Origin of the sequence: Roseivirga sp. BDSF3-8, assembly GCF_041449215.1 — a bacterium.
In the GTDB taxonomy this organism is placed as follows: domain Bacteria; phylum Bacteroidota; class Bacteroidia; order Cytophagales; family Cyclobacteriaceae; genus JBGNFV01.
Window position 1 is genome coordinate 1,097,898 of record NZ_JBGNFV010000001.1, and the last position, 18,022, is coordinate 1,115,919.

Sequence of the window (18,022 nt, forward strand, 5' to 3'; positions counted from 1 at the left end):
TATGCTTAACCTGACTACTCAGCCTGTCAGAATTTTAGTATGATATTATTTACTCTTTACCCGGCCCAACAGCCACTCATACACACCCCCCACCTTCTCCTCAAAAAGCTTTTCATCGTATCTCTCAGGCAAACCCTGGTTCAGAACCGTCCCAATAGCTCCCACTACCTGTAGCTGCGTCCGTTTGTCCTTGTGCCAGTTTAGGATAGTGACGGAGGGTAGTGCTTCCGTAAGGGCCACAGCAGTGTTCTTTACCCCATCCCGCTCCGCTTCGCTCAGGCCGTCTATCATGAGCAGGTCGAAAAATACGAGCTCCTCCTCCGTAAGGCCCTCCTTTCTGGCGCGCTGTTGCTCTTCCGTGAGGTCTTCGCCAAGCCCGGCAAGCAGCTCATACAGCTCGGCGATGTCCTCGTGACCGGTATTATACTGGTGTATGATATCTTCAAAGCGTTCCAGGAACGTAACGCGACTGGCATTTTGCGCCATCATCTGCTTTAGCTTCGTTTCCAGCAGTTCCCTCAGGTCTGCGAACGCCAGCCGGGGGTGCCGCTCCTGCAGGAAAGCCATGCGCAGCTTGCCAAAGTTCATGTCACTGAGGTCTATCGCCTCCGCATTCGCAATATTATAGACATAAGGTTCCGGCCGTTTACCATCTTCCTTTACCAGCACGCTGCGGTCCAGCAGGTCATCCACTCGTTCGCGTACCGCATCCAGCACCTCATCTATGTCACGGTGGCGCTCCACCACCTGGCGCAGGTACTGCAAGGCATCGCGGTCGCGACGGTAGCGGGGGTAGCTGTAGATTTCGGGCCGTGCGCTGTCATACAGGCTATTGACCGTATTCACATACAGGGCCAGTTGCTTGCGGTAGTCGTCCTTTTCAAGCACCCTTTCCGCATAATCCTTAAAGAGCGCTATTTGCGCAAAGCCCTTTTCATTTTGCTGCAGGATGATGTCCACGTCTATGCCCAGGCCCAGCAGGTAGCATTTCGCCTCCTGTATCGCCTCTTCCAGCATGTCCAGCAGTTCACTTATCTCCTTTACCGGCATACCTGGGTGCTCACCTTCCCCCCTCTTCTTTTTGCCTTTCGAGCCTTCGGCATAGTTCGCGAGCGCTTTCGTCAGCTTACGAAACACCCCGAAGTAGTCTACGATGAGCCCATTATCCTTTCCCTCTATCACCCTGTTAGCCCGGGCAATCGCCTGCATCAGCGTGTGGTTCTGCATCGGCTTGTCCAGGTACAGAGTGCTTACCGCCGGGGCATCAAAGCCCGTAAGCCACATGGAGGTGACGAACGCGATCCGGTAAGGGTTCGCAGGATCTTTAAAGTAGTCCTCTATATTTTGCCCGTTTGCGTCTGCATCCTCCATCAGCGCCCGATGCGGGCGAATGTCCAGCCCCTGCTCGTCAAACCTCTTCCGCTCCTCCTCCTCGCTGCCTTCCTGGCTTATCACCACCGCCATTTTGCTCTCTTCTATAAACTTGATCGCCAGCCTGTTCCGCGTTTTCACCCCCGGGTCAGCCGTCTCTTTTATCTCCCGCGTCAGCCGCTTTAGTTCCTCCTTCAGCGCCTCCTGCACATAGTCGTACATACGCACCGTCGTAAACTTATCTATGCACACCACCATCGCCTTCATAGGGCGCCGCTCCCCCTTATCGTTATACTGATCCAGCCGGTAGGGAAAATGCCCTACCATGTGCCTCGCAATCGCCCGTAGCCTGTCCGGCCGCCGCACCACCTCCAGCAGTTGGTGATACTCCCTGTCCAGCTTGCCCCTCTGCTCATCATCAAGGTCCTCCCTTTCCAGTATTTCCGCCGCCTCCCCTACCAGGTCCTCGTTCACCTGCTCCACCTCCGGCACACTCTTCTTGTAGTACAGCGGCACCGTGGCACCGTCCTCTATGCTCTGAGCAAAGTTGTATTCAGACACATAGCGGCCAAACCACTCCTCCGTTAGCTCACCCTTCAGCAGCGGCGTACCCGTAAACGCAATGTACTGCCCATGAGGCAGGGCCGTACGCATGTTCTCCGCCAGGCTCTTGTACTGCGTGCGATGCGCTTCGTCCACTATCACCACCCAGCTTTTGCGGGTACTCAGAGTAGGGAAGGTTTTGCCCTGTGGTAGCTGAAACTTATGGATAAGGGTAAAAAGGTAGTCGCGGTTATCAGCGAGGTAGTCCCGGAGCTGAGTGCTCGTGTAAGGCCGGTAGGGGTTGTGGCTGCCCTTAGGTATCTCCCGAATGGTGCCGGTATCGGTAAAGTTGCGGTAGATCTGTTCATCCAGGTCCCGCCTGTCAGTTATGATAAGAAAAGACCAGTCGCCGGGCACCCGCCGCCTCACTTTACGGGTAAAGAAGATCATCGAGTAAGACTTACCACTGCCTTGGGTGTGCCAGAATACCCCAAGCCTGCCGCTATCGTCACGCCCATGCAGTGCCTTTACCGCCTTGTTTACCCCGTAGTACTGGTGGTTTTTCGCGATGATCTTGCTGCGCCCACGGTGGTAGAGCACAAAGTTTTCCAGGTAGTCAATAAGCGTCTTTTGGTTGAGCAGGCCTTCGCAAAGCCGTTGCAGGCTTATGGGGCGGGCCGTGGTCCTTCCCTCCTCTTCTACCTCCAGGCGGCCGGGCTGCCCCGGGTTATCGGTAAAATCCTGCAGCTTACTCCAGTGAAAGAAGTGCTCCCATAAAGCACTGAAGGCACCAACCCGGGTTTCTATGCCGTTGCTGATGCCTACAAAAAGATTATACCAAAAGAGCTGCGGAATGTCCCGCCTGTAGTTGATAAGATTATCATCATAGCCCCGCCTGACCTTCTCGGTTGCGTTTTTCAGTTCCAGCATCACCAGCGGCAGGCCATTTACATACAGCAGCAGGTCGGGCCGCCGGGTCTGGGTCGTGTTCAGGTACTTGATACTGAGCTGAGACACAATGAGGAAGTCATTGTTCTCGGGCGTATCAAAGTCAATGATCCGTACGTAAGCATCTTCTTCCCTGCCCTGGCTGCGGAGCACTTTTACAGCAAAGCCCTGTAGCAGCAAATAGTGTACCTCACGGTTGGCCGCCACAGGCTCCATACCGGCGCGGCTGCGGGTAAGCTCCTCCATACACTGACGAATGGACTCGGCAGGCACGTCGGGATTAAGCTTTTGCAGGGCAGCCTGCAGCCTGTCAGGCAGTACCACGTCCTTCAGGCGCTTACGGCCAAGAAGTGCCCGGTTATCAGCATTGATAAATTTGTATTGAAGTTCGTTTTCTACAAACCTGATATTGTCGTTTTCTATGTCGCTTTCGTATAGATGGGCCATAGCAGATAGGGATAGATTTGGAAAGATGCGTTAGGCTACGGCGGTTTCTTTTACTTGCCGCCGCCGTTCATGCTGGTCTTCACTGATGCGGCTTACATCCAGTTTGCCGCTCATAAGCCGCGGTAAGAGCAGGTCGCGGGTCTCGCGCAGGAGTTGGTTTTTTTGGGAGAGAATGTCTATTTCTTTGAAAATAGGTTCGGTTATATCAGTAAATTCATTAGTATAAGAAGTTGGAGGCATCAACATTTTATACGAGAGTACTACATCAGGTGATAGATGTAATACATTAGCGCCATTAGCAAATTCCTTTAGCACATGACCAATATTTGAATAGTTAAAAAATGAATAAACGAAAAGGTTAGAATATTCATCTGATGTAATTTTTATTAAATCCATTGACATTACCCCTAGTTCAAATGCTCCCTCAGGGATTCTTGCAACTCTACCAACAATTTCCCGTTCCTGAGTCATATCAGTGACGGCCATTATTACATCATTTGGACCTACAATATTTTTATAAGCATATTTACCATAATAGAATTTAGTGCCATCATACCTAAATCCACCTTGTCTATTTACATTCTTTAAGTTAACAAATGGTATTCCATTCACGCCACTTAGGTCTTCGGAGCGATATGATTTACCTCGTGAATACGAAAACCAATCTTTCAGTGGTGATAATACCCACCCCTCCGGCAAAGCACCTTCAGTACCATATGGCACTTCTTCACCATTTTCATTTAAGAAAGAAGCCTCCTGATAGCCGGGAAAGCGCATACGCACAAACCATTCTTTGTACAACTCTTCGGCAGTTTCTTCCAGCAGGCTAATGCGCTGATTGTTATTCTCAATCAGTTCATCATAAGCGGAAAGCGTACTGGCAATTTTCCTTTGTATTGAGAGCTGAGTTGGAAACTTAACCTTAACTCTATGAAGAATATTTCTATCAAGACCTGGAACCGCAGCAGCTCCATTAAACCGCTCTAAACCAATTGTTTTTAAATAATAAAATATAAACCTTGGGTGATTCCCCTTAAAATCACTCACATACAATGTAGTGTTCAGGGGCCAGTATTGACCATTTACATAAAAGACTTCACCTAATGTTCCGTACCGGCCTGTAACCACGCCTTCACCGTCACATTTATAATCACAATGCCAACCGGATGTACCTGAAGAGGAAATCACCGGAACTTCACCTTCGACCCGTTTATTTGCTGGCAAATCATAACCTCGCTTGAGGGAGATGACATCTCCTAACTTTAAATATTGCCAACTCATTTTATTATGCTATATATATTATCCTCTATTATTTCTTCTTGCTTCATAGCCATTTTTGAGAACATCATAAATTTTTGATGCTTTATTTTCAGTATATCGATAAAATCCTCCTCCGTCATGTCATCACCCTCCATGTCCACACCCACGTAGCGGCCGGGGTTAAGCGAGTAGTCCTGCTCTTCGGCGTACTCCCGGGGGTGAGCCACTTTGCAGAGGCCCGTAACATCACGGTAGGTAGCATCGGGAAAGCGCTTTTGCAGCCAGTGCATGCTTTGGTACCAGTAGCCAATCTGCTCCACCCTGGCCGCATATAGAGCCAGGGCTTCGTCCAGCGACTTATGCGCCGCCTGAAGAGAGCTGTCCTTCCATGCTTTATCGTTTTTCTGCTTCAGGTACTTATCCGCAACCTTCCAAAGCATAGTTAGCCTTTCCACATCTGTTTTCAGAGCCTTCAACCGGGCTTTGTGCAGGCTCGCGTGTTTCCGTAGTTCCTCTGCCTCAGCGTGCTGGGCTTCGTTATCTTCCGGCGCAGAAATAACCTCGCTAGTTGGCATAGCTTTCGGCTCATCCACCCCAGCCGGCTGCCAGCGTGCCAGCTCTTCGTAAAAGTCCGTTTCCAGGAGCTTTTTACGTTTGGCAGGCTTAGCCTTGGCTTTGTTCGCTTCGGCGTACGGCTTTAGCGCTTGAGCTATGTTTGACACCAAGCTATCCAGAGCAGCATGAGCCTGGCCCGCCCCGGCCAGCATGTCAGCCGCACGATGCAGGTAAGAGGCAATAAGCTCAGTAAAGCGCTCGGTTTCGCCACGGTACAGGCGCACCACAGTAGCAAGGTTTAGCTGCTGCTCCTCCGTCCAGTCGCGGTGGGCACGGTCTACCTGCCGGTACACATTGCGGGCATCCAGGAACAGGATCTTCCCTTCGCGCTCCGTGCCTTGTTTGCTTTTATCAAAGAACCAGATGGTAGCGGGCAGGGTCACAGTGTAGAACATATTAGCGGGCATACTGACCATGCAGTCTACTATGCCGCTATCTACAAGGCGCTTTCGGATCTGGTACTCCGTAAGGCGGGCATCCGAGGCGGAGTTGGCCATCACGAAACCGGCGCGCCCCTGCTCATTGAGAGAAGAGGCAAAGAGGTTTACCCACAGATAGTTCGCATCGCTGATGCGGTCATCCTTCTTGCCCTTGGTTTTGGGCAGGCCGTAGGCCGTAAAGCGAGGATCCTTTTTGACAGTGCTTTCTTTTACCGTCTTCACGTTAAACGGCGGATTGGCCATCACAAAATCAAACTTACCCAGGCTGCCGAAGGGGTCACTTTCGTAGCTGTTTACCTCCCGGATGTCGCCCCGCAGTGAGTTAACAATGAGACTCATTTTGGCCAGGCGGGCGGTTTCGCCAATATGCTCCTGTCCGTATACATATAGCTCCTGCGGGTTGTGCTGGCGCTTGCGCAGGAAGGAGGCCGACTGCACGAACATACCCCCACTCCCACAGGCAGGGTCGTAAATGGTGCCGTGGTACGGCTCCAGCACTTCTACGATAAACCGCACCACAGACGTGGGCGTGAAGAACTCGCCCCCCTTCTGCCCTTCGCTGAGGGCAAACTTGCCAAGGAAGTACTCGTATATTTTGCCGAAAATATCGCCGCTGGCATCCTGTGGAATGTCAGAAAAGGCACGCACCAGACCGGGCAGCAACTCATTATTCTTTTTTTCAATAGCAAAATAGGCCTCGTGGGGCACCAGGTCACGAAAACTCTCGTCCTGGTACTGCTCTATGCCCTTGATCGCCTCCCGCAGCGCCTCCGCCATACTCTCCTTATCCCTAAGCTGCAGCAGGTGATCATAACGGGACTGCGGGGGCAGGTAAAAGCCGCATTTGGCAATGGCAATATCTTCCCTGTTCCGCCTGGCCCGGCTGTTTTTAGACTGTTCGTAGAGAGTCTCAATCTCTTCCTCATGCTCGCGGTAGCGATTATCCGCAAAGCGAAGGAAGATAATGCCCAGCACCGGCACCGCGTAATCGCTGGCCTTGATGCCACCGCTGGCACGCAGGCGGTTAGCCGCGTCCCAGAGTTTGTCTTCCAGTTGTTTGAGTTCTTCGTTAGTCATGTACTAAGCCGCATCTCATGCTCATTGAAAGCATAAATATACTTTTTAGTAATATTTTCACCCAGTTTTAGAATGATTTACTTTCTCATTAACCACCTATTTATCAATTAAAATACAAATAAAGCCCTTTTGGCGCACTATTCGATACTATTCATTTATTGAATGAATACATTCAAGTAAAAAGGAGGCTCGCATACCTCTATCGCGAAATTGCCCGCTGTCTCATAAGAGAGTCAAAATGGCATGTCTGAATCCTGTTTCAGCATGAGACTACAGTACAAACAAAGTCCACCTTGCTACAATCAGCCGGAAGCACAAGGTGTGGCTTTCGCTATAAGTAAAATTACTTTGCCAATACCCCCCGTCTCCTTATCTTATTACGGTAAACACAACCCAACCCGTATGAGAGCACTCCTTACCCTCCTTGGCCTGAGCCTCAGCACGCTGTTACCGGCCCAAACCCCTGAGAAAAGCCCCTGGCACATTGTAGCAAAGGACATAGACCCCAATAACTACTACGGCATCACCGTCGCCAACGGCATGGTGGGCCTGGTAAGCAGTCCGCAGCCCATGCAGGTAAGCGACGTGGTGCTCAATGGCGTGTATGACGAGTACCAGCGCGGGCGGGTAAGCAACATCCTGAAGAGCTTTAACCACGTGAACATGAACCTGGATGTAGACGGCCGCCGTGTAGGTCGGCAGCACATCAGCAACTACGCCCAGGTGCTGGACATGAAGCAGGCCATACTCACCACCACCTTCCATGTACAGGACAAAGTAACCGTCAGCCACCAGCTCATGAGCCTGCGCCACCTCCCCTACACCGCCCTCAGCATCGTGGAGATAACCGCCAGGAAGGACGTCAACATAACGCCCATGAGCGTGATACACGCGCCCAATCACCTCAGCGACGTACGCAATACCTACAGCGAGATAGACCGGCCCCATGTCAGGATCCCCTTGCTCAGCAGCGTAGGCAAAAGCCCCAGCGGCAAGCACACAGTAGCCGCCAGCAACAGCTTCATCTTTACCGAGCCGCACGGGCAGGAGCCCCATATTATACACGAGGACTGGGACTATAATATGCACCTCGCCAAGTTTCATAAGCAAATGCGCCGGGGCGAAACCTACCGCTTTGCAGTCGTCTCTTCTGCCACCAGTACCGCCGACTATAACGACCCCCTCAATGAAGCCGAGCGCCTCACCATCTTCGCCATGCTCGAAGGCACCGAGCGCCTCCTGGCCCGCCACACCGCCGCCTGGGACGACCTGTGGCAGAGCGACATCATCATAGAAGGCAACCTGCAGGTGCAGAAAGATGTGCGCTCCGCCCTCTACCACCTGTACAGTTTTGCCCGCCAAGGCACCGCCTACAGCCTCTCCCCCATGGGCCTCAGCGGGCTGGGCTACAACGGCCACGTATTCTGGGACACCGAACTGTGGATGTTTCCGCCCCTGCTCATGCTGCAGCCCGAGATTGCCAAGAGCCTGCTGGAGTACCGCTACCAGCGCCTCGAAATGGCAAAGCAGAATGCCTTTGCCCATGGCTATGACGGCGCTATGTACCCCTGGGAGAGCAGCGAAGACGGCAGCGAAGATACCCCCGTCTGGGCACTAACCGGACCCTTTCAGCACCACATTACCGGCAGCGTCGCCTGGGCCTTCTGGAAGTACTACCAGCGCACCGGCGATAAAGAATGGCTCCGTACACGCGGCTACCCCGTGCTGGAAGCTGCGGCCGAGTTCTGGACCAGCCGCGTCGAGCGCGAGGGTCCCGGAAAGTATAATATCAATAATGTGATCGGCGCCAATGAATGGGAAGAAAACATAGACAACAATGCCTTTACCAACGCCATGGCCATAACCGTACTGCGCTACGCCACCCAGGCCGCCGAGGCCCTGGACATAAAAGCAGACCCCCACTGGGCCCACGTAGCCGATAATATCCCGATTTTGCATTTTGCCGACGGCACCACACGCGAAAACGCCACCTACCACGGCGTCACCATCAAGCAGGCAGACGTAAACCTCCTCGCCTACCCCCTCCAGTTCATCACCGATGAGGAACAGATTCGCAAAGACCTCGCCTACTACGAACCCCGCATGGCCCCCGACGGCCCCGCCATGGGCAACAGCGTCCTCTCCCTCCTCTACGCCCGCCTCGGCAACATGGACAAAGCCTACGACCTCTTCCTCAAAAGCTACCGCCCCAACCAAGTACCCCCCTTCGGCGTACTCTCCGAAACCGCAGGCGGCACCAACCCCTACTTCGCCACCGGCGCCGGCGGCATGCTCCAAGCGGTACTAGTCGGCTTCGCCGGCCTTAATATCACGGATGAAGGCTTAGTGCAGGAGAAGAAAAGAGTACCGGAGGAGTGGGATGGGGTTGAGGTTAAAATCAACAAAAAATGATAAAAGGAATAAAAATATCAGCAGTAGTTATAATCATTGCTGCAATTACAGGATTAATATCCGATAGCTTAAATATTGCAAAACACTTACAGGGCATTAAACTTAGTGGCCTTTTTAATTGGTCTAATCCATTTAATTCTGATCAAGAATGTATCAAATATAATGAATACTCAGGCCCTATAAAATTTATAAGAGAAACAGAATACGAAGCAACTAAAGTTGATGGAAAAACCTATAAAGGTAAAAAAAATACATATTCAATTGTGATTGAAATTAAATTCAATACCCTAGGTGATATCATTGAAGAAAAGCACTTCGATTTTAGTGGTAAATGTAAACTATTTTATGAGCATCATTACAACGGTAAGGAAGAAAAAGTCAATTCCAAAACATTTAAGCCATGCGATTCTTTAATTGAAGAAGAAATTTTTAATAAAAGCAGAACATTATTCGAAAGAAAATTCTTTTCCTCAGGAAGAATAAAATACCATGCAAAGAATTATTACGATTTTGCAGGTGAATTAAAGAAGATTATCATTTTAGATCACCGAGAAAAAATAATTAAAAGGGCTGATTACTACACTGATACTTTAGATCACTTTAATACAGTGGTATGGAATCACTATGATTCTACGGGTTCTATTTCAAAAAAAATGTATCTAAATTTACTGACTTTAACAGAAAAATAGAAAGCCTTACATATAATAGTGAAGGAATATTAATCAGTAAATTACTTAATAAGTATAACGATAAATGTCAGATAAAAGAGTCGCTTTTATTATCAGAAGGGTTATTTATTAAATCCTGTTACTTTTTTAATGAAAATGGGGATATATCATTAGTATCGAGATATAACGAACAAAATAATATTACTTCCAAAGTCCAATACGAATACAAATACGATAAATACAATAACTGGATTTATAAAGTAGTATCCGTAAATAACAAGCCTCTCAATATAATTGAACGTTTTATTGAATACTACTGAGTCCCCCATCTGGCCATAGCCGTCAAGCTAAGGAATCATTCAGGGTTAAAACTGCCCCTCTGGCGCAAGCGTCGCGCTTGTGCCAGGCACTCCTAGAGTGCAGCATGCAGACCGTAGCGGATACCCTACTTTCAGAGATAACTACTAACAGCCTGCAAGTTTTAGTCCAAGCGGATGCTTGAACTAAGTGGGGGCCTAATTTCCTAAGCTTTGGGGTATGCTACATTTGGATTACCTTTGATTGGCCTAACCCTTGATTGATTTACAAAAATTGATTTGAGATACTTATTTATTATATCGGTTATCATTTTGACTGCCTGTTCCTTCCCGGCTACCAAGCAGACAGCGGATGGAGTAGTGAAATTAACGGTTGTCCTTCACGATAATCAGAACCCGGGATATGAGTTTAAGACTGACACGCTTATGAACTCAGAAATCGTTAACTTATCTGAAACCAGGGTTGACATATTTTTCTGCCAAAGAAATTTTGACATACCATACTACATGCCGTCTGGTGGCATATATAAGGATAGCATTAAAGATAAAGAATGCGACTAGTCAAAATATCCGGCGAATGTAAAATGCTACGAATACGACAAAAAAGACAGGGTTATTAAAATGGGGATTCAAGGTAGCGGATCGATGGGTTCCTATACGTTTTCGTATGACAAATACGGTAGGATAAATAAAATGACGGACAATAGTTTAGACAAATACAAAATGAGATATAATGCCAACGGTAACCTGATCAAACTGACTGTTGATGGAGGTGATTTGAAAAAGCTGCTGGAATTTTACTACGACTAAAGATACAAAGTGCTATCCTGGCTCAGGGATTACTGTCTGATGATGTAATAGTCCCCCCTCTGGCGCAAGCATCGCGCTTGTGCCAGGCACTCCCCAGAGTGCAGCATGCAGACCGTAGCGGATACCCTACTTTCAGAGATAACTACCAACAGCCTGCAAGTTTTAGTCCAAGGGGACCCTTGAACTAAGTGGGGGCACAGCTATTGATTCAATCCAAATCTATCCTTTTATAAAAAAGTAAAAGACTAAAATATAAGATCGCTTTTTAGCATACGGGATAATTTGTAATTTAAACCACCTTGTACTAGAAAAACAGCTGAATAATACAATGAGTAAAAAAAGTAAAGCATTAGAAGAATTTTACAAACTGTGCTTCAGAGCTGATCGGCAGACTATTTTTGATATGAATGATGTTACAAATGACCATAATATCAACAACGTCATTGTAGGGTTAAGTAAAGAGTGCTTTGGGCTAAGAATTGCAGATAACACTGAAACAATAACTTATCAGTTATTATACATAAATGGATATAAAGATTTAAAGGGACTTTTCTTAAACATGACTATTGATCATCATCAAAGGGATAAGATAGTTTTTTTCTTTGCAATGCATTTATCACAAGAGTTCCCTCATCTTGATTTCATTGATACTTTCAATACCTTCCAACAATTCACAAGATCGATTTTAGAGAAGGCGAATTATTTCACAATTTCTTCTCAAGAGATGGCAAGGTTTAAAGGAAAGGATTCGATTATAATATCTCCTTCAGCCAAAGGAGTAATGAAGATCAATTTTATTGACAAAGTAGAGTTTCTACGAGAATTTTTCGGGAATAGACATGAAGATCAAGTCTCAAATGAGAATGAAAACTATATTTACTTAATGCTGAATAAGCGAAATGGATTAACAAAAATAGGCACAAGTATACAACCTAAATATAGAGAAAAAACTCTCCAGGGAGAGGAGCCGGAGGTATTTTTAATTTCAATTTGGCCTGCTCCCCGAAAAGTTGAAAAAGAGCTTCATAAGATGTTTTTTCACCAAAAAGAACGTGGGGAATGGTTTAACCTAAAATCGGAACAAATGAACGCAATAAAGGAAAGGATGAGCGAATTTGTATAGATTTACACACTACTCCCACTTGGAGCAAGCCCCTGTGGCGCAAGCATCGCCCCCCTCTGGCCCAAGTGATTTTCACTTAAAGTATGATACTATCTTCTCTGACCCTTCTCAGTTAAGCTATGAATTTATCAAACAGTGAAAAAGATCCGCGGCATCCTAATTCTACCCCCTTTGGCGCCCTCGTTTGGCCCCCCTCTGGCGCAAGCATCGCGCTTGTGTCTGGCGCGGCATGCAATGCACTCCTTAGAGTGCAACATGCAGACCGTAGCGGATACCCTACTTTCAGAGATGACTACTAACAGCCTGCAAGTTTTAGTCCAATCCATTCCGAACGAGCATTGCGTCGAACTACTGGAAAATAGGTAGGCATAATTTGTTTTGATGGCACCTCTCAAAATGTAATCAGACTATTTTTAACAACCTTACACACTGCAATCAACTCTTTAAGCATATTAAAATCTAGCCGGATTATACCTTGTAAAACTTCACATTAATAACACATAGAGATAATATGCAAATCACATATCATCTCTAAAATATTAGCATGTTTAAGGGGTTAGGGCAAAACCAAAATTACTAATTAAAAAATTTGTAAAAACTAAATTTATATTTTAATCGACTAGACTATGAAAAAATTAGTACTTTTATTTACTGTATTGTTATTTAGTTATCCAGGGTTTTCGCAAATAGATATTAAAAATTTCCAGGTCACTTCACCAGTCAACCAAACATTCACATGGGGTGGGCCACGTTTCGACTATGATTTTGATATACGAGGCGATTACGGATACGATGAAATCAAACTCAGTGTATACTATGAATCTATAACATTTGACAATCTTGTCGGGCTGATTCGATGGAATAGAGAAGGAGACTACGACCTTAATTTCCCTTCATATTTTACAAAAGAGATGTGGGTAAATGTTGCCTATCGTTGGGATAATAGAAGCTTTACCACTAGTCCTTTGAAAAAATTCTATCTCGTTGTCGAATACCAAGGCAGCTCCAGGACTTTTTCATATACGATTCCGGATACCGATTCGGATAATGATGGCGTTTTTGACTCACAGGATGATTGCCCAAATATAGCCGGACCAAGCTCTAATAACGGTTGTCCTTTAGGTAATCCTGATTTGCAATTTGTATACAATTCAATTGCTATTTTCAGTGAGTGTTCATCTTGCTCAAATAGCTTATCCTTTTTAGGAAGTGGTATACACATATTATCTCAACAATCCGGATCAATAATTATCCAGGGTCTTATTGAAAATACGGGAGATGGCTCAGCAGGTAACAATAAAATAAAAGCATATTTATCTTCGAACACAAACATAGATAACAATGATACAGAACTAGTAATTACAAATTCCGAAAATGTGAATCCGATTTCTGGCAACAGTTCGGATGGTTTTGCATTTACTATTTTTGGTAATAACATTCCTTATGGCGTCAGTTTTGGTACTTATTATTTAATCGTAAAAGTCGATGGAGAGAATATTATTAATGAAGAGAATGAAAACAATAACACCTTTTATTTTCGACTAAGATACAGAGAAAGTCTATTTTTAATGAGTTACCCAAAAACCATTTACAGCTTAGATAATTCTTACAGAATAAAAATTAACAACGAAAAGGAAGAAAAAGCAGCTTTCCATACCATCCAGGATGGTTTATATATTATTCAGGATAGTGAGGGCGATAAAGCCAAGGTCATAAAGCAATAAATAATTGATTACAAGCATATAATGCTTTAACCTCTCAATAGCAGTAAGATACAAGCAGCTAGCTTAGTGCCCTTACTGCTATTCTTATTTGTAAAATGAAATATAATAGCTTAATTCTATAACTTAATTTCGAACTATTGTACGTAGGCTCCTCACTCCTCGGGCTCAGGCCCCCCTTTGGCGAAAGGTACTGTCTCGGCTCAGGATTGTTTAAGATGATGAGATGGTCAGGATTTGTCCATCCTGACCATCATTTTATCTATTTTAATCCTGGTCTTCATATTGGGGACTGTGGCGTAATTGAGTCATGTACTTTGACAGTAGCTTAAGTGAGCCGTTTGACATACGCTGGTAAACGCACACGTCCCCGGGGTATGCTTCAGCGTTTCTAAGCATCATTCTACGCCCTCCCCCCTTTCGATCAAGCTGGGTACGCCTGCAGCCACTTTTCAGGTCAAAAGCGAAATAGCAATTCGAAGCGCGGCAGGTGGTATTGTGGTACCAGCTTAAACTATTGAAACAATGGTGAAATTGGCAGGAAAAGGCATTTTTTTAAGTCGAGAAAACGAAATCTAAGTTAGATTCGTTAACTTAACGCATTACAAGCTGTAATGCACCTAATTAAAGCGATTCTAGATTTTAAAGGAATAAATGAGTCAAGCTACTCCCATATCATCATTAGAGGACGGAGATAAGGTAAAATCTGTACTTGAAAGAGTTTACAAGTCATTAAAGGATGCCACTAACGAAGTGGAAACGGCTTCGGAGCTTGCTAGACTAGGAGTTAAAAATGAGCTGATTCAAAAAATAGAAGAGTTTGAAAATAACCCTTTCAAGTTCTTAGTTCAAGACTATGAACGCTCTCAAGAAAGACTTGCCGGACTTATTGATAATATTGTTATCTCTTTTATCACAATTCAGAAAAGCCGCCTGGACAGTGCCTATCTCCTCAATACCAATTCGGATGCTTTGGTGATTGCATTACTGCTGAAAGAGGATACCAACGAGAACAGGGACGTATTTTACGACTTTTTAGATGAGTTGGAAGAGCTGTCTTCCAAGGTTCGCCCTGTGGTGGTTAGCTTCGTACAGGAAGGAGTAGTAAAAGGTCTGGATATTAAACGCACATTGTTGTAATTGGAAAATCACGTTAAGCAATCCCGTTATAATTTAAAATTCCTTGACACACTAGAATCTGAGCAACCTTCCTTATTTTTTGACTGGAAGTGCACCATCGCTTTCTACTGTGCTTTGCATGCAATTAAGGCCATGCTGGTTAGTAAAGGAATTCCTACGTCCAGCCACGAAGACATCAGGTCTGTCATCAACCACCGGAAAAATGCATCCTCTCCCGTAAATATAGAGTGTTACAAGGCCTATAACAGGTTATATAATATTTGTATGACCTCAAGGTATGATGGCTTTAAGAATATGGATGCTTGGAACGATCAGTTCAGGAATGAATTTGACAGGGCAAAGCAAGACCTAACATATATACTCAAATACCTCCAGGGAAAGCATGATATAAAGGTGTATAAAAACCTAAAAGACAAGCCCCCTGTACCTTGTGCGATTGAAGACCCTGTCAAGTAATACTCTTTTAACCAGAAAAGACCTCACCGTGGCTATTGCGCCATCACAACTGCCCCCCCTGACACAAGCGTCGCGCTTGTGTCTGGCGCGGCATGCAATGCGCTCCCTAGAGCGCGACATAGCAGACTGTAAGAGCAACCTCTACTATCAGCGGTAACCGCCAACTGTCTGCGGTTTTAGTCCACTACACTCCGGACGAGCCCCCGCTTGAACTAAGTAGAGTTTTTGTCTGGCACTACTATCTTCACCACCCACAAACACAACCAGCATGAGCCGGAAGTATACATTCCAAGATAGCAGCAGCCAGTATTTTATCAGTTGCCGTCGTCTATTGGATAGATCTCTTTATCCGTAAGGAGTATAAGGATATCATATTAGAAAGCTGGGAGTATTGTCAAAGCCTAAGCTTCCTTACAATTTTAGACAAAATAATAAAGGCTGTCTCCATAACATGTGAAACAGCCCCTGGTCATTTACATCAGGCTTAGGCCACGCAAATACATACAGAGTCTTCGGGCTGTTGTGTTTGGCATCCTAGGTCACAGGTAAAAATTACTGTGTAGCATCCAATAAAAGGAATGGTGAGAACAAGAGGATATCCGCCCTTTATTTCCGGATTAGGTTTTGTAACAAAGCTTTTTACTTTGATTTCTTCTAAATTCATTTTTTTCTTTTTCATAATGGTTAGTTTTTAATTCAACATGGTATAAAATAAAAACTTCATGAGCCTTCTGCAACTGTTTTTAATAAAAAGCCAATTATTTATTTTGTGTAAATGAAAATTTGTTTATTAAATTGTCTTTTATTTCGAATTAGGAATAAAAAATTTTGAATAGACCCTATCCCCTATCCACCTGATAGAACAGAAAAGGCTGATGTGATCATCAGCCCTGACACAAGCGTCGCGCTTGTGTCTGGCGCGGCATGCAATGCGCTCCCTAGAGCTCAACATGGCAGACCGTGACAGACACCTCCACCATCAGCTATAACAGCCAACTGTCTGCGGTTTTAGTCCACTACACTCCGGACGAGCCCCCTTTGAACTAAGTAGAGTTTTTGTCTGGCACTCCTATCTTCACCACCCAAAAACACAACCAGCATGAGCCGGAAGTATACATTTAGAAGCCAGTATTTCATTAGTTTTGCCGTCCTCTATTGGATAGACCTCTTCATCCGCAAGGAGTATAAGGATATCATATTAGAGAGCTGGGAGTATTGCCAGAAGGAAAAAGACCTGGAAATACATGGCTGGTGTATTATGAGTAGCCATATACATATGATAGTGCGGTCTAAAGGCAGGCCACTGGAAAAGACCATTGGTGAAATGAAAAGCTACACCTCACGCAAACTTAGGAAAGTCATCACATCCAACGATAAGGAAAGTCGCCGCGAGTGACTGCTGGAGATGATGCAAAGGGCCGGAGGTGTAAACAGCAATAACCATGACTGGCAACTCTGGCAGCAGCATAACAAACCACTCGAACTCGCTACTCATGACCGGTTTTATGAGGCCTTGGAATACATTCATCAGAATCCTGTAGTTACCGGCACAGTAGACCTTCCCGAAGACTACCTCTACAGTAGTGCCAGAGACTTTTATGGTGACAAAAAGGGGTTTGTGGTATTGAGTTATATGGTTTAACCAACACCCTTTAGCCCAATACCTTTGGGGACCAGACCACTTGAAAAATACCGCCTATTAATCTGGAGAAATTGAATAAGTCATTTTATTTTCACCTATGGACATAATACAAATCATACTAACTGCCATAATTGGCATAGTAGGTCTACTACCCGATACTTTCTCAAAAAATACCCGAAGCGATAACAAGGGCTACAGGATAAGAATTATCACCATTTTGATACTGCTTATTGCATTGATAGCCAATAGCTCAATAGAATATAGAAAAAGAGAAAAAGCAGAGTCCGAAAAGGCCCTGGAAAAGGCTAAAGGCAAAGACCTCAAATTATTTGAATCTGAGGCATCTGACCTGATGCATACAGTTAGCGCTAATCTTTCTCAAATTCACACTGCCTATTCCATGGCAGAGAGCCGGGAAAATATTATAGGCACATTACATGAACACAAAGTCATGATAGAGGAAGACACGCTGGATATTTATTATGAGAAAGATCTTAAAGAAGTAGAAGAAGATATTCAGGAGGAAGAAGCCGGTTTATTAGTGTCCAGAAACATTATAAATAAGTATAAAACAACCAATACAGTGATTGAAGACATTGAGTTATTTTTGGAATTAACAGACGAAAGGTATAAGAATGAGATCATATCGGGATATCATACCTTTATCAACTTATTAGACGACGGCCCGCAAAAAAATAATACAGCTATTATAAAACAACAAACTGAAATTTACGAACTAATGAAACAATCCTATAAAGAACAGTACAAGAAAAAAATACTTGACTAACCAATGCCCCACCCATTGGCGCAAGCCCCCCTTGCCGCAAGCGTCGCGCTTGTGCCTGGCGCGGCATGCAATGCAATCTCCAGATTGCAACATAGCAGACCGTAGCGGATAACCCTACTTTCAGAGATAACCGCCAATAGTCTGCATTTTTAGTCCAATCCTTTCTGGACGAGCAGGACCAATTGCCCCCAACTGGCGCAAGCGTCGCGCTTGTGCCTGGCGCGGCATGCAATGCACTCCCTAGA

General features: G+C 45.5%; 13 protein-coding genes. 9 read left to right on the forward strand and 4 right to left on the reverse strand.

Annotation, left to right across the window (positions count from 1 at the left end):
- Nucleotides 1-45: 45 nt before the first annotated feature.
- From AB9P05_RS04390 to AB9P05_RS04400, 3 genes are read right to left on the reverse strand one after another with little or no spacing between them, the layout of a single operon-like run.
- The gene (locus AB9P05_RS04390; RefSeq protein WP_371907594.1) at nucleotides 46-3,309 is read right to left on the reverse strand and encodes a type I restriction endonuclease subunit R; all 3,264 of its coding nucleotides are present in this window, start codon (nucleotides 3,307-3,309) and stop codon (nucleotides 46-48) included.
- Between the two features lie 30 nt (nucleotides 3,310-3,339).
- A complete protein-coding gene (locus tag AB9P05_RS04395; RefSeq protein WP_371907595.1) occupies nucleotides 3,340-4,590 on the reverse strand; it encodes a restriction endonuclease subunit S in 1,251 nt (416 codons plus the stop codon).
- Complete coding sequence (locus AB9P05_RS04400; protein ID WP_371907596.1) at nucleotides 4,587-6,701, reverse strand: N-6 DNA methylase; 2,115 nt, start codon at nucleotides 6,699-6,701, stop codon at nucleotides 4,587-4,589. The genes AB9P05_RS04395 and AB9P05_RS04400 overlap by 4 nt, the downstream gene beginning before the upstream one ends.
- Before the next feature lie 402 nt (nucleotides 6,702-7,103).
- On the opposite strand from AB9P05_RS04400, the gene AB9P05_RS04405 reads away from it, so the two are divergent.
- The 6 genes from AB9P05_RS04405 to AB9P05_RS04430 all read left to right on the forward strand — a co-directional run bounded on the left by AB9P05_RS04405 (nucleotide 7,104) and on the right by AB9P05_RS04430 (nucleotide 15,348).
- On the forward strand, nucleotides 7,104-9,113 hold the full coding sequence (locus AB9P05_RS04405; RefSeq protein ID WP_371907597.1) for a glycoside hydrolase family 65 protein: 2,010 nt from the start codon (nucleotides 7,104-7,106) through the stop codon (nucleotides 9,111-9,113).
- Nucleotides 9,110-9,802, forward strand: coding sequence for a hypothetical protein (locus tag AB9P05_RS04410; protein ID WP_371907598.1), 693 nt, complete (start codon nucleotides 9,110-9,112; stop codon nucleotides 9,800-9,802). The genes AB9P05_RS04405 and AB9P05_RS04410 overlap by 4 nt, the downstream gene beginning before the upstream one ends.
- Before the next feature lie 1,434 nt (nucleotides 9,803-11,236).
- Nucleotides 11,237-12,031: a GIY-YIG nuclease family protein gene (locus tag AB9P05_RS04415; protein WP_371907599.1), complete on the forward strand. Its 795-nt coding sequence runs from the start codon at nucleotides 11,237-11,239 to the stop codon at nucleotides 12,029-12,031.
- Between the two features lie 626 nt (nucleotides 12,032-12,657).
- Nucleotides 12,658-13,755, forward strand: coding sequence for a thrombospondin type 3 repeat-containing protein (locus AB9P05_RS04420; RefSeq protein WP_371907600.1), 1,098 nt, complete (start codon nucleotides 12,658-12,660; stop codon nucleotides 13,753-13,755).
- Between the two features lie 651 nt (nucleotides 13,756-14,406).
- Nucleotides 14,407-14,892, forward strand: a complete 486-nt coding sequence (locus AB9P05_RS04425; protein WP_371907601.1) for a hypothetical protein — start codon at nucleotides 14,407-14,409, stop codon at nucleotides 14,890-14,892.
- The gene (locus AB9P05_RS04430) at nucleotides 14,893-15,348 is read left to right on the forward strand and encodes a HEPN domain-containing protein (protein WP_371907602.1); all 456 of its coding nucleotides are present in this window, start codon (nucleotides 14,893-14,895) and stop codon (nucleotides 15,346-15,348) included.
- Nucleotides 15,349-15,832: 484 nt separating this feature from the next.
- On the opposite strand, the gene AB9P05_RS04435 is transcribed toward AB9P05_RS04430, so the two are convergent.
- A complete protein-coding gene (locus AB9P05_RS04435) occupies nucleotides 15,833-16,027 on the reverse strand; it encodes a pinensin family lanthipeptide (protein WP_371907603.1) in 195 nt (64 codons plus the stop codon).
- 420 nt (nucleotides 16,028-16,447) lie between these two features.
- Here AB9P05_RS04435 and AB9P05_RS04440 point away from each other — a divergent pair, with 420 nt between their 5' ends.
- From AB9P05_RS04440 to AB9P05_RS04450, 3 genes are all read left to right on the forward strand, one after another.
- Nucleotides 16,448-16,744, forward strand: coding sequence for a transposase (locus AB9P05_RS04440; protein ID WP_371907604.1), 297 nt, complete (start codon nucleotides 16,448-16,450; stop codon nucleotides 16,742-16,744).
- Between the two features lie 9 nt (nucleotides 16,745-16,753).
- Complete coding sequence (locus tag AB9P05_RS04445) at nucleotides 16,754-16,990, forward strand: hypothetical protein (protein WP_371907605.1); 237 nt, start codon at nucleotides 16,754-16,756, stop codon at nucleotides 16,988-16,990.
- A 97-nt stretch (nucleotides 16,991-17,087) separates the two neighbouring features.
- Nucleotides 17,088-17,777 (forward strand): hypothetical protein, encoded by a 690-nt coding sequence (locus AB9P05_RS04450; protein ID WP_371907606.1) that lies wholly within the window; start codon nucleotides 17,088-17,090, stop codon nucleotides 17,775-17,777.
- Nucleotides 17,778-18,022 lie beyond the last annotated feature (245 nt).

Excerpts from the sequence above, each read along its gene's own strand:
- AB9P05_RS04390 (WP_371907594.1), bottom strand. The coding sequence starts at position 3,309 with ATGGCCCATCTATACGAAAGCGACATAGAAAACGACAATATCAGGTTT.
- AB9P05_RS04395 (WP_371907595.1), bottom strand. The coding sequence starts at position 4,590 with ATGAGTTGGCAATATTTAAAGTTAGGAGATGTCATCTCCCTCAAGCGA.
- AB9P05_RS04400 (WP_371907596.1), bottom strand. The coding sequence starts at position 6,701 with ATGACTAACGAAGAACTCAAACAACTGGAAGACAAACTCTGGGACGCG.
- AB9P05_RS04405 (WP_371907597.1), top strand. The coding sequence starts at position 7,104 with ATGAGAGCACTCCTTACCCTCCTTGGCCTGAGCCTCAGCACGCTGTTA.
- AB9P05_RS04410 (WP_371907598.1), top strand. The coding sequence starts at position 9,110 with ATGATAAAAGGAATAAAAATATCAGCAGTAGTTATAATCATTGCTGCA.
- AB9P05_RS04415 (WP_371907599.1), top strand. The coding sequence starts at position 11,237 with ATGAGTAAAAAAAGTAAAGCATTAGAAGAATTTTACAAACTGTGCTTC.
- AB9P05_RS04420 (WP_371907600.1), top strand. The coding sequence starts at position 12,658 with ATGAAAAAATTAGTACTTTTATTTACTGTATTGTTATTTAGTTATCCA.
- AB9P05_RS04425 (WP_371907601.1), top strand. The coding sequence starts at position 14,407 with ATGAGTCAAGCTACTCCCATATCATCATTAGAGGACGGAGATAAGGTA.
- AB9P05_RS04435 (WP_371907603.1), bottom strand. The coding sequence starts at position 16,027 with ATGAAAAAGAAAAAAATGAATTTAGAAGAAATCAAAGTAAAAAGCTTT.
- AB9P05_RS04440 (WP_371907604.1), top strand. The coding sequence starts at position 16,448 with ATGAGCCGGAAGTATACATTTAGAAGCCAGTATTTCATTAGTTTTGCC.
- AB9P05_RS04445 (WP_371907605.1), top strand. The coding sequence starts at position 16,754 with ATGATGCAAAGGGCCGGAGGTGTAAACAGCAATAACCATGACTGGCAA.
- AB9P05_RS04450 (WP_371907606.1), top strand. The coding sequence starts at position 17,088 with ATGGACATAATACAAATCATACTAACTGCCATAATTGGCATAGTAGGT.